Annotated in this window: 6 protein-coding genes and 1 pseudogene; 2 read left to right on the plus strand and 5 right to left on the minus strand. The window is 29.4% G+C overall.

The annotated features are described in order from the left end of the window. Positions 1-111: 111 nt before the first annotated feature. Positions 112-1,818: a BT4734/BF3469 family protein gene (locus tag PHEL85_RS10260; protein WP_081965119.1), complete on the minus strand. Its 1,707-nt coding sequence runs from the start codon at positions 1,816-1,818 to the stop codon at positions 112-114. Positions 1,819-2,615: 797 nt separating this feature from the next. Here PHEL85_RS10260 and PHEL85_RS10265 point away from each other — a divergent pair. Beyond that, a complete protein-coding gene (locus tag PHEL85_RS10265; protein WP_081965120.1) occupies positions 2,616-6,806 on the plus strand; it encodes a two-component regulator propeller domain-containing protein in 4,191 nt (1,396 codons plus the stop codon). Positions 6,807-7,063: 257 nt separating this feature from the next. Continuing rightward, positions 7,064-7,321: pseudogene (locus tag PHEL85_RS17655) on the plus strand (transposase); the annotation flags it as partial. 168 nt (positions 7,322-7,489) lie between these two features. Here PHEL85_RS17655 and PHEL85_RS10270 read toward each other — a convergent pair. The 4 genes from PHEL85_RS10270 to PHEL85_RS10285 all read right to left on the minus strand — a co-directional run bounded on the left by PHEL85_RS10270 (position 7,490) and on the right by PHEL85_RS10285 (position 14,057). Further along, positions 7,490-8,926 carry a hypothetical protein gene (locus PHEL85_RS10270; protein ID WP_036824722.1) on the minus strand — a complete coding sequence of 479 codons (1,437 nt, stop codon included), beginning with the start codon at positions 8,924-8,926 and terminating at the stop codon, positions 7,490-7,492. A gap of 59 nt (positions 8,927-8,985) precedes the next feature. Then, a complete protein-coding gene (locus PHEL85_RS10275; RefSeq protein ID WP_036824725.1) occupies positions 8,986-10,458 on the minus strand; it encodes a hypothetical protein in 1,473 nt (490 codons plus the stop codon). A 430-nt stretch (positions 10,459-10,888) separates the two neighbouring features. Then, positions 10,889-12,247: an IPT/TIG domain-containing protein gene (locus tag PHEL85_RS10280; RefSeq protein ID WP_036824728.1), complete on the minus strand. Its 1,359-nt coding sequence runs from the start codon at positions 12,245-12,247 to the stop codon at positions 10,889-10,891. A 31-nt stretch (positions 12,248-12,278) separates the two neighbouring features. Beyond that, positions 12,279-14,057 (minus strand): RagB/SusD family nutrient uptake outer membrane protein, encoded by a 1,779-nt coding sequence (locus PHEL85_RS10285; RefSeq protein ID WP_036824730.1) that lies wholly within the window; start codon positions 14,055-14,057, stop codon positions 12,279-12,281. Positions 14,058-14,065: the final 8 nt, after the last annotated feature.

Below are 14,065 nucleotides of genomic sequence, written 5' to 3' on the forward strand. Positions count from 1 at the left end.
AACTGTTTTTGTAAGATTTACTTAGCTCAGAATTAGCATAGATTTACATCCTTAGCCTTCTCTGAATTCAAAGGTTTTATTACTTAAGGTTTCCACCTTAAGACGGCACTATTACTTACCGCACTGGCTCCTCAAAAAGAATATTCTTTTATCAGGGTATTTATTTTGAAATAGATCATGCATTACATTTTTATCTAAATACTCATTAGGTTCTAATGTAAATTCTGGAGTGATACTCTCAAGTTCTTCAATAAGAGGAAGACGTATTTTTTTCTTATCCATATATTGCGTTATATCATCTAGAAATTCCATAGTATCCGCTTGATTATTTCCTTCAGCCTCGAGATTTATATTTCTTACATAAGTATCATAATAGTCATTCAAGAGCTTTATTTCAGTCTTATCAGTATTGGAAATTCCGAAGTTTTCATATATAAAATCATCAACCTCTTCTAACTTACGGACTAAAGCATAAAATGGAGCAGGTTTCAATGATTTTAATACTTCATTACTATAGTCGTCTTTTGAACGAACAGTCCATCTGTAATCTCCATGATTTTCATCTTTTTTGTTGGAACCTTCAGGAACTAGTCTCAGCAAATTTTCAACAGCTAGCTCTCCTAAAACTCCGAATAAGACCCAACTCAATTTCTGAAGTGTTCCATAATTATCAAAATGTTCAGAAACAAATTGTTCTACAACCGAATCTTTATTTGAAAGCTCCTCTAAAAATTCAATTACTTTTTCAAACTTTTCAGTTTCTGATTCTAGATCAAAAGGAATGGTTTTCTTTTTTTGAAAGATATAATAGGCTTCTTCTTGAGAGGTAATACCTTGCTCTTTCATAATTCGATTTACCTCAACTTGGTGTTTGGCAATATTTTTATAAAGCTCTTTACGGATTAATTTTCTTTGTTGCTTTACAATTTTTGAATAGTTAGAAATTCTATTTGGGTCATATATAAACCCATTATCTTTATCAGCAACAAAAGGTATGTAAGTTAAACGTGTTGGGTCATTTGTAGAGGTATCAATTTTTTTCTTTAGTTCAGGGAATTTAGATAACAATTCTTTTACTGCTCCCTCATAAAAAACTTTATGATGCTGTTTTACAACATCAGGATCTTCTGAATGAAAGTCATTTATAAAATCTGTATCAGAAATATCTATTTTACAGAACATTTTAAAACCCTTCCCTCTAGGAGAAATGAAGCTTAGATATGGATTTAAGCTGGAGTCTTTCCAAACTTTTTTCATCCAATATATTGCTTCTTCAGTATCTTTAAACTTGTCGAAATCAAAACAGAATTCACCTGTATGTTTATATCTCATCTTACTTTTATCTCTAGTGTTTGTTTTTAGAGATATCATAAGTGCGGGTAAGAAAAGTTTTACAGCGGAAAGATCTCCTCCAGAAGCATTTAGTAGCTTTTTAAGAGATTTCTTTGAGTCTGTCATCTCTTTAATAAGATCCTGTTCATTGATTTGATCTGCAAGTATTTTTGAGTTTTTTCCATAAGATTTAGTGCTAGCTCCCCATTTTTCAGAGTACCCTAAGTAATTATATAGAAAATCTTTTAAGATGGGTACCTTAGGGACTACATGTTCGTTTAATTGTTCTTTATACTTCATTATGAAGGTTGAACAGAAATCTTTTACACTTAAATTTTTGTTTCTTGTTGGGTACTCTTTTAAAAATAGGCCGAGAAGTTCTAAGCCTTCTTCGCTTAAATTTTTAGATTCCTTGTAAGCTTCTAACCGTTTGTAAATCGATAGATTAGTTGTGTGAGTTGAAAAGTAATAGTGACTCTTACACATTATTTAATATTGTTTTTAATGAATCATTTGATTAAATGATATTTCTTAATGTACCAATACTAGAAGACGCTTGATTATTTATAAAACAAGGAGTTGTCTAATAATGGTACACTCAATTTTGTATACATAAGGTCATTCGCAGAGAGTCGCTGTAAGGTTTTTTTTTCGAGATTATTAATGTTAAAGAAAAAACTAAATTTATTGAAGATAGAGCTGGTATGACTAATGGAGCAATGATTTATGATAACTCTAACTGCCTGTTATATTTTTTTTTATTCCTCATAAAATACTTTTGTTCAAACTTTTTTGAATCAAATAAAAACTTATACTTATAGTGGATGGTAAATGTGGTAAAGCTGGTAAAACTCAACAATAATAGGCGTTACAGCGATTATTTTAGTGATAAGGTTTTGGTAAACGTGGTAAGCTTGAATTTCTAGTAAAAACACTATTCATGAAGATTTCACCTCTAAGATGTTTGTCTGAATTAACTTAAATTAGAAATAAGTTTCGAATTCATAAAAGAAGGTTACGATGTAATACACAAATACAGTAAACCAAGATTACATCAAAAAAAAGCAGGCATCATTTGTTTTGACGATCTAGTAACGATGTATTTAAATAAATAAGTTGATTTTTATGTAGAGAAGTATATATTACAATGCTATATTTTATAACTTGCATTTCAATTTTCTTTCGTAATTTGCATGTCAATTGTTCGTTATTTTTTAATGTTCATTTTTTTTAGAGTGAAATGGTCTAAGAGTTTATTTTGAATAATTTTTCAAAGAATAAATATGAGTTTTAAAAGAAGTATAATAATAATTATTAGTTGTTTTTTGTCAATTACAATTTTGGGACAATCTAATAGCTTAAAATTTGAAAATTTAGATACTGTTGATGGATTATCTAGCAGTACTATTTTAGAAATATTTCAAGACAAAGAAGGGTTTCTGTGGTTTGGAACAATTGATGGATTAAATAAATACAATGGTTATGAATTTGAAGTTTATAAGTCAGTATTAAATGATGATACTTCAATTAGTAATAATAGAATTAACGCTATAGACCAAGATAATAACGGAAATCTTTGGATAGGTACTAATAATGGGTTGAATTTATTTAATAAGAAAAACAATGCTTTCAAACACATAAATCTTCACAATAAAATTTCGTTATTAAGCAATTACAAACAAATTATTAACGATTTATTATATGACGAAATTAATAATACGCTTTGGGTAGCTACTAATAGTGGAGTTGTAAAAATTGTTCTAGAAGATTTTTATAATAATATTGATAAATTAAATTATTCATATTATTTACATAGTGAATCTAATTTATCTACAATTGATAATAATAGTGCAAGTGTTATTGTAAGAGATCGAGAAAACACAATATGGATTGGTACAAGTGGACTTAATCTTAATAGATACAATTCAAAGTTAGATGTTTTTGAGCGAAAAATTATTGCAAATAAAAAACCTTATGAATTAGATCATATTCCTAAACAGATTTTAATTGATAATGATAATGATTTTTGGATAGGTAATGATCTTTCTAATCTAATTTTATGGGATAAAAAGGAAGATAGTTTCAAACATATTTCTATTGTTGATTATAGTGTTCCTATTAGGAGCCTTTATCAAGATAAAAAAGGTTTGTTATGGGTGTCTACAGATGGTCATGGTATTTTTATATTTAAAAAAGGAGGGAATATTATTCAGCAACATATTGTAAAAAATCATTCAGATCCTTTTTCAATAGCAAATAATAAGCCTACAGACATATTTGAAGGGGAAAATGGTATTTTTTGGATAGGAAGTTATGATAAAGGAATTAGTAAATTAGATCCTCCTAAGTATTCTTTTAGTCATTATTATTATCAGCCAGATAACCCAAAAGGGTTGAGTGAAACAATAGTGCAATCGATTTTAGAAGATAGTAATCAAAGAATTTGGATTGGTACTTATGATGGAGGACTTAACCTTTTAAATAAAGAAAATAATACTTTCCAACATTTTAGTCATAACTATAAAGACAATAATTCTCTGAGTTCAAATAGGATGTTGTATACTTTTGAAACCAAGGATGGTAATATTTGGGTATGTACGCTAGATGGAGGTGTAAATAAATTTAATCCAGAGACCAAAAAAAATAAAAGATATTTACATGATGTAAATGACCCTAATTCTATTGGTCAAAATTCAGTTTGGACTGGCGTCGAAGATTCTAAAAATAGATTGTGGTTTGGTTTAAGAACAGAAGGAATAAGTCTTTTTGATAGAAAAATTCAAAACTTCTATAATTATAAGAGTGATTTTAAAAAAGAAAATAGTTTAGTAAGTAATGATATTATCTATACATATATTGATTCTAAACAACGATTGTTAATTGGTACTTCATTAGGATTAAATTTTGTTGAGTTAAATAAATTAGATGCTTTTATTCCAAAAAATATAGATTTTTATGAAGTTAAAGAAATAGGGATTCAAGGTTATGGAATTAATTATATAACTGAAGATTCTTTTGGAAATATTTGGGTAGGTGCCGATAGTGGATTGTATAAATTAGATAAAGAATTAAATCTTGTAAAGACTTATACCTTACAAGATGGTTTACCTAACGATCTTGTAGTTGGAGTTAAGGCTGATAATAATAATAATTTATGGATAACTTCTAAAGGAGGTCTTTCTTTACTTGATCCAAAGACACATAAAATTAAAAACTTTAATACTTATGATGGATTACAAGGAACAGAATATAATAGAAAATCAATCGAAAAAACAAAAGAAGGAGAAATACTCATTGGAGGATTAAATGGGTTCAATATCTTTAACCCGAATGATATTTTATTAAAAAAACCAGACTCTGTATTTCCTAAAATAACTAGTCTTAAATTAAATAACAAAAAGATATTTGTTGGAGATACAATTAACGGTAGAGTTTTATTAAAGAATTCAATAGAAAATAATAAAAATATTATTTTCAAGCATGATGAGAATTATATTTCTTTTGAGTTTTTGGCGTTGTATTTTGAAAATCCTGACCAAGTTCAATACACCTATAAAATGGAAGGCTTAGATCAAGATTTTATAGAAGTAGCATCTAGAAGAGATGTAAACTATTCAAATATGTTACCTGGAGATTATGTTTTTAAAGTAAAAGCATCAACAGATAGACAATTAGAAAATGCAAAATCAACTAGTATAAAATTTACAATTTTACCACCACCTTGGAAAACTTGGTGGGCATATTTATTATACACTATTTCTGGTTTATTGCTTTCTTATCTAATTCTTAGATTTTATACATTAAAAATAAAGCAGGTTCAGTTACGCGATTTAGATCAAATGAAACTTCAATTTTTTGTAAACGTTTCTCATGAGTTTAGAACACCTTTAACGCTTATATTAAACCCTGTAGATAAGATATTAAAGAATTTTAATGGTGATCCAGAAACCACAAAAAAGTCAGCATTATCTATACAAAGAAGTGCTAGAAGACTATTACATTTAGTAAATCAATTATTAGATTATAGAAAAATGGATGCTGGTATGGCACCATTAAGACTAGAAAAAGGAAATGTTGTAAAATTCAGTGAAGATATTTTTTCACTTTTTAAAGGGGTGGCAGCAAAAAAGGAAATTATTTATCAATTTAAAACGAATCATAAAAATATAAACCTTTTATTTGATTTTGATAAAGTAGAAAAGATTATAACAAATTTAATTTCAAACGCTATAAAATATACCAACAGTGATGGAGAAATAACTGTTTCTGTTAATAAGGTTTTAGAAGAAAAAAATAAATCTAAATTTTTCTTTTTTAAGAAACAAAAGTTAGGGAATTATGTTGAAATAATTGTCGAAGATACTGGTATTGGATTAAGTAAGGAACAAATAAAAAATGTTTTTTCTCGTTTTTATAATGTAGATTCTACTAAAACTGGTACAGGGATTGGGCTTAACTTTACACAAGCATTAGTAGATTTACATGGTGGTGAAATTTTTGTAGAGAGTGAACATCTTAGGGGAAGTAAATTTGTTGTAAGACTGCCATTAGATGTAAAGGCAGAACCTGAGGTGGTTGAGAATGTTAAAAATGAATTTTTAATTAACTCAATGAAATCTGTTGAGTATGATATGTTAACATCAAATGATGATATAGGTAGTAGTACCCATGAATCTGATTCTGATAACGAGTCTGGAGACAATGTTAAAAAGCCAACGATCTTGTTAGTTGAAGATAATAAAGAGTTAAGATTACATCTTAAAAACGATTTAAAAGATTCTTATATTGTTAAGGAGGCTGTAAATGGGAGTGAGGGGTTAAAAATGGTTAAAAAGCACTATCCAGACATTATAGTAAGTGATGTAATGATGCCAATTATGGATGGGTTTGACATGTGTAAAATGTTGAAATCAGAATTTGAATCTTGTCATATACCTATTATTTTATTAACAGCAAGAACATTAGAAGATGATAAAATATTAGGCTACGATAGTGGAGCAGACGGCTATATTTCAAAACCATTTGTTACAAGTGTCTTAAAATCTCGAATTAGAAACTTATTAGAAGCTAAGATTAGGCTTAGAAAAAAGTTCTCAGAGATTGGAGGGGTTTTACCTTCACGTGAAGTTACTTCGAATAATATAGATGAGGTTTTCTTAGATAAAGCAACCAAAATTATAATGGATAATATTAGTAATGTTGACTTTAAGCAAGAAAACTTGTTAGAAGAAATGGGTATAGGTAAATCACAATTATATAGAAAAATAACGTCTCTTACTGGTCAAAACCCAAGTTATTTTATTAGATCAATAAGATTAAAGTATGCTTCTCAGTTGCTAAAGCAAAGTAGCAACTCTATTAAGGAGGTAACCTACCTTACTGGGTTTAATTCTACAGCTTATTTTAGTAAAACGTTTAAAGAATTGTTTAAAGTAACTCCAACGGAGTTTAAGGATTCAAATAATAATTCTTAAATTCAAATGTTTTCTGTAATTAAGCAAAAGTTTTGTCAATTTTTGTTTTTTTTTCCTTAAAAAACATTTATGAATAAAGGTTAAGATCCATGATCTCCTTAAATATCTTATTTAGTTTAACGTATAAAAAAAAATAGCATCAAGAAAATTCTTGGTGCTGTTTTTTAATTTTCATAAGAATATACTGTATTATTCTTACAATACAAAGTATTTAATATAATTATTTTAAAGCGATTATTGTTTTAGGCTAAGTTCTAAAAAGCACATCATATGTTAATATAGCTGACTATGTAGAATTACATATTAGTGAAATATCTAATGAAAAAACCACTAAAGAAACCCTGAAATGGGTGCATATAGCAATTAGTAATGCAAAACGAAATTTTACAGGTAATTACCATAAAATTAAGAGAAAATACTTGCAGTTATATCTTAATGAATTTGTTTACAAGCTAAATCGCAGGTATTTTGGAGAGAAAATATTTGACAGGCTTGTTATTGCCAGTATTACATGATTAATTACGGATATATAAAATTAATTATTTTGTTTTCGTTTAGTTAAAGAACGTGTTCAAAAATATATAACAATAAAAAAATAGTCTATAATTTATGGTCCGAAAACGATAAACTATAGACTATAGACTATTAACAGTTATTCAAAGAGAATATTTAATGAGATTAGACTAATCACATTTAATTTCAGTAACAGAATTTGAGGATCCATTATCAGTTATCGTTCCACAAGATTGTACTACACAACCTGCGCTTTTTTCACCTAATATAACGTTATAACCTGTGTTATTTATTAAAGTTACAGATAGTGCGTCATAATTAATCCCATCTAAGAAACGAAATCCCCCTTTAACTCCTGATATTGCAATGTCGATATTATCTTGTGGTTGATTTTCAGTAGTATTTAAGGTTATACGTTGATTTTTTCCACCGAGGTATAATGCTTGATGGGATCCATGTTTTTCATAACCACTGTCAATAATAGTTAGCTCTATTTGACTATCTCCATCATTATCTCTGTCAGTACCATAAAGTGCTCCATAAGCAAAATCTCCTCTAGAGTCTCTAATTGTACCAGAAGAGCCTACCCAAAAAGCGGTTTCAGTACCAGTAGCTTCACAGTTTTGAATTAGTTTTTCACCATCTGCCCAACCAATAGTTACACCACTTCTAAATTTATTAACTTTACAGTCTATTACCTTTATACCAGATGTGTTTATAGATTCACCTGTAATGTAGTGATTTCCAGTATTATAGGCTCTAATTCCATCTTCTTGTAAACTAAACATATGACCAGCAGTAAGCTTGTACCCCCATACACTCATAAAATTCACATTATCGGCAGGAGAACCCGTACCTTCTTCTGCTAGCATATCATTACTTGTTCGAACTTCACCATATAATTCACAGCCTTCAATAACTGTGTCAATACCACCTTGAACAAAAATTCCATGACCATAAGATTTTTGAGTTATAGTACAATCTTTAAGATGATTTCTTTCTCCTCTAATTAGAATTGAAGAGTGCTTAAAGTGTTTTATTACGTATGTTCCACCCTTACCAAATATATCACCATACCCATAAGGGTAAGAGCCTCTTGTAGTTAGGTTAAAACCTTCTATTGTATTGTCTAAACCATCAAGATTTATATTAGTCGCTCTATAAAGAGGATACGCATCACCAGTATCTATCATGGTTAAATTTTTAACTGTAATATTATTACCATATAACCTTATTTGCACAATATCTTCACTACCATATGACCTAAGTAATTCTGTGTCAAATTCAAAAGTAACTCCAGTAAAATCATAATTGGTATCATTCCCCCTAAACACAAACATTTCATGATTTGGAATTAGTCCAGAAGTAACATCATCTGGACCAAATTTATATGTTCCGGGTGCTAGTTTTATATTAATATCATTTTGTCTAAGTGTTGCTATAAAATCAGTTATGGTATTTACAGTTGTATATTCTATTATATCAACTTCTTCTTCTTCTTCTATAATTATTTCGATTTCTTCTTCTTTTACATTATCAGGTGAACTACAATTAATAATAGTAAAGCATATTAAAACTAATGATAATAGTCTAGTTATTTTTTTCATGATTTTATTTTTAGTTTGTAATTTTTAATAAAAATGATCAACTTATAAAAAAGGTTAAATTAATCACAACTTAATTCTGATATACTATTACCAGAACCATTATCTGTTACGGTTCCACAAGAATGAATGACGTTACCAGAAGCAAGTTCAGTTAGTTCTACAGAATATTTTGTTCTATTTATTATTACAGAAGTTGTGGCAGATTGATTGTTTTGACCAGAATTAACTCCTTCCAAATGTCGTAAATCTCCTTGGTCTCCTCCTAATTGAATAGATCTTTCTTGTGAAACACTTGTTTCGTCACTATTAAATGTAATTTTTTGATTACCACTTCCTATATAAGCTATAGGATGGGTTCCATAACTATCGTCACTATTTGTTATTGTAATATCTGCTGTTATATTACTATCACTGTCATAGGCATTTGTATATACAGAACCATATTTAGCATCACTTTTACAATTTATAATACTTCCTCCTTTTTGGATAGCAAAACCACTTTCATTTTCAATAGAAGTGCAATTTTCCATGATCATTGTACCACCTCCAAAAACTAAATTAAAACCAGATCTTACATGCTTTGCTGTACAGTTTTTTATTGTTACATTTTCTGTAGTACTTGTTGTTCCATTACCTGAATAATGTTCTGCAGATGCATAAGATCTAAAACCAGCTTCTTGTGAGCTTATCATATAACCAGCAGGAACTTTGAAGCCCCAAACAGTTAGAAAGTTTACATTATCAGCAGGAGTACCTGTACCTTCTTCAGCTAATATATCATCTGTTGTACGCATAGCATCTCCTTCAACATATACATTATCAATTAACACATCTTTACCACCTTGTATAAAGACAACATGTCCATAACTTCTTGATTGTATATTAGTGTTTTGTAATGTATTTCCTTCACCTCTTATTAGTATTCCAGAATGTTTACGATGTTTAATTGTGTATGTACCCCCCTTACCAAATAAATCGCCATATCCATAAGGGTACGATCCACTAGTAGAAAAATTAAATCCATCTACCGTATTGTTTACTCCATCTAAATGCATATTTCTAGCTCTAAAAGTTGGGGCGGAATCACCTATGTCTTTTACCGTTAAGTTTTTTACTGTAATATTTTCTCCATAAAGTCTTAATTGAACAACTTCTTCACTACCGTAAGAACTCCAAAGTTCCGTTTCAAATTCAAATGTTACATCTGTAAAGTCATAATTTGAGTTGTTTCCTCTAAAGACAAACATTTCATAATGTGGAATCAAACCAGAAGTCACGTCATCAGGACCAAATCTGTAGGTGCCGGCTGCTAATTTTATATTAACATCATTTTGATTTAATGAAGTATTAAATTCGGCAATAGTATTTACTGTTGTATATATTATATCTTCAATAGGATCAATAGGATCAACAGGATCAACAGGATCAACAATAACTGGTTCATCAATTACTGGATCATCACTACCACAACTTAAAGCACCAAAACTTAATAAGAATATAAAGAAGTATTTAGTTATTTTTATTTTATTCATAATTTGAATTTATAATATATTTATGTTTACTGTATTATACAAATAAAAGAATATTATGCTTATAAGGCTATAAAATAATATTCATTTGATATAAAATATGTTTCTTAATTCTAATACAATTAGAGATTTAGATGTTTTTTATTAAATTAGGGGTATTATATTTTTTAATTGCACCTTATTTAGGAGACAGTAATAAGTGAACTATTATAAATAACACATAATTGTTTGTTTTTATCTGTATTTATTATTATTACGTTTTAGATAAAGCGGTTAAAAATTTCATTTTGTAACTTTTGTATAAATAATTTTTAAACTTTTAGTTTTAAACAAAAAGTTGTTATGAATAACAATATTTCATATCAAAATTTTTAATACAAAAAACTCCATGCATTATTATGCATGGAGTTTCTATTTAAATTAAGTTATTCTATTAATATAAACTTACATCAAAAACAGTTCCTCTAGATCCTCCTCCGTTAGATCCTCCACCAATAACCATATATTGTGTGTTAGCATCTGAAAAATTGGCTGATAAATTAAAAATGATCGGTGTTCCATCTAACTCAACACCAACTAATTTACTTGTTGCTGTGTTTATTATTAGTTTTAAGTGATGATTAGCATCTCTATCATAATCTGGAATAAAATCAGCTATTGCTTGCCTTTCTAAACCTGCAAAAGAGTTGTTGTTTGAAGCAGCACCATCCCATAAGAAAATCTCATTACTATCTGGAGTTAAAATTATACCTCTAAAATTTGTAAGTTGGTTACTATTTGCGTCAAAAGTAGGACTTGATCCGTGAAATCCAAGTGCTATACCTCTATGCCATCTTGGAGTGGCGTTATTATTGAATGAACCTAAATTAACATTAGCTTCTAGTGTTATTTCTGTAGGTTTGGTATAACCAACACTTGATTCGTCAGAGATATCGTAAAGAAAAAATCTAGCTGCTCCTATAGTTAATTCTCCAGAATTTGATGCAACTACACCATAAGCACTACTTGATCTTGCATCACCAATACATCTCCATTCTCTATCTCCAATAGCATTTACAGGTTGTGTTGATGGCCAAAAACCACTAGGTTGTGATCCAGTTGTATCAAAAGGTCCTCCAAATTGATCTGTAGCTTCAAGAAAATCATCGAAAACTATAGATGGATTTAAGTATACAAATAAAGGTCCTACAGTTTCTCTATTCCCATTATCATAACGAATTGAAACATTACCTGAAGTACTATCTGGTACTTCAACTTCAATTTCTGTATTTGATATGTTTAAAATGGTTGCTTCAACACCATTAAAAAGTACAGAAATAGCACTGGCATCCGTACCAAAGTTAGTACCTAAAATTGATATTATATTTCCAATAATAGATTCATCATTACTTAAACCGCTAATTTCTACACCAGGGATGTATGTAAAACTTGAAGCACTTTGTGCATCATTCGTCCAAACACTAAGGTTAATTGGGCCGTTACCAGCATATTGTGGTACTAATACCACCATTTCAGTATCTGTATAGCTTACTATTTCTGTGTCAATATCTACATCTGCTTCACTAAATGAAATTTTAGCGGCTTGTTTAATCTCACCAAAGTTTGTTCCTGTTATAGTAATTGGTGTACCAGGATATCCTGTAGAAGGACTGAAACTTGTAAATGTAGCTTTCGGAAAAGTTGTTAACTCTGGGTTATAATCTATTGATTGTTCTGGATAACATGCTACTAATAGTGTACTAATAAGTACACTAAACAATGCAATGTTTTTTATTATATTAAATTTTTTCATCTATTTTATAATTTAAATTAGGTTATTAATTTTAATAGCCAGGATTTTGAAGGATATTAGAATTCTGTACAATCTCTTGTGAAGGAATTGGTCTTAAATAAGTAGTTCTTGAAAAATTTCTAGATGTTGAAGCGTCTAGTACTACTGCTTTTAATATTCCTTTTCCTGTTGTAACTTCTTCCTCTCCATTTGGATATGCTGCTGAATTGTAAAGATTAGTATTACCTTCATAATCTGTACCTTCAACTACTGGTCCAAGAATACTTTTGTTTAAAGTATCTTCTGCAATACCCCAACGTTTTAAATCGTGAAATCTAGAATTTTCTGCAAAAAGCTCTACAGCACGTTCTCTTCTAATTTCATCTAAAATATCTAAGCTATTTGTTGAAGCAAATGCATTTGTAAGAGCTGGTAAACCTGCTCTTGCCTTAGTTAAATTAATTGTTTCATTTAATTCTGCGTCTGTAATAGAACTATTAAGTTCATATAAAGACTCTGCTAAATTAAGATAAACAGTTGCTAATCTAATTATAGGCCAATTATGACCATCTGTTGGGTTCTCTATATCTTGTAAATATCCAGTAGAAACAAACTTATTGTTTCTGTAAGCGGTACCTCCAGTATTATCAATAACTCCTTCTAGAGTTAATTCTCCATCAACAGGTATTTCATTTGTATTGATATTTCTAAAATAGCATTCCATTCTATAATCTCTGTTTTGATACTCATCTTGTGGGCTTTCATATCCAGCAAAAGAACCAGATTGTGCTATTGGTAAACCATCTGTAGCTAAAAACAAGTCCATCATTTTTCTACTTGGCGCAACTCTACCTACTGAATTTTGGCTTGTATTAATAGTTCCTAATAATTCATCAAAAACTTTATACATTATAAACTCTTTATTAGACGTTTTATCTAAACCTAATGGATTAGATGCCGATCCTTCTATATTAAATAGATAGTAATTACTTCTATTTCTCATATCTGGTTCACTATTATAATTCCATAGTTCAAAAGCGCCAGAACTTATAACTTCTCTATTTAAAGAAATAGCTTCTGTTAAATAAGCTGTTTGATTATCTTTTGCTCCTGCAGAACCAGCTCCAGTAGATGTACCATCTCCATCTGTAGTTGTACCTACATACTTCTCCCATGTAGCGGCATATAATAAAACCCATGCTTTATAAGCTTTTGCTGCTTCTGTGGTAATTTTACCATAATCCTCAGAAAGAAGATTGTTTTGTGTTGGTAAATTAGGAATTGCATCAGTAAGGTCTTCTAAAATAACATCAACAACTTCATATCTACTACTTCGTGCTGCAAAAACATTTTCAGATGTTAAATCTAAAACCTCAAGAGTTATTGGGACACCTCCATAGCGTTGCAATAGTTCGAAGTATTGTGTAGCTCTAAAAAACTTTGCTGCAGCCACATATTCAGCTATTTCTGTAGCATTACCTTCATACTCATCTGCTTTTTCAAGTATTATATTAGCCTGTCTTATTGTACTATATGGAGATGACCATTGGCTATCTGTAATAGGAAAAGAAACAATACCTCGTCCATAACTATCTGCTAAAAAATTTGCATGTAAATCACTACCATGATCCAACATTTCACTAGTTCCAGGGTTTCTAGGAGTGTTTAATGCTGTGTATAAAGTATTTGTAGCTCGTCTGAATTCTGTTGGTGAGTCAAAATATTCAGCTTCTGTAACACCTGAAATAGGTTCTTTATCTAAAATTTCATCAACGCAAGAACTAATTATAAGTGCTAAGAATAATATGTATATAAATTTATTATTTTTCATTATCAAAT

This window comes from Polaribacter sp. Hel1_85, assembly GCF_000766795.1.
GTDB lineage: Bacteria > Bacteroidota > Bacteroidia > Flavobacteriales > Flavobacteriaceae > Polaribacter.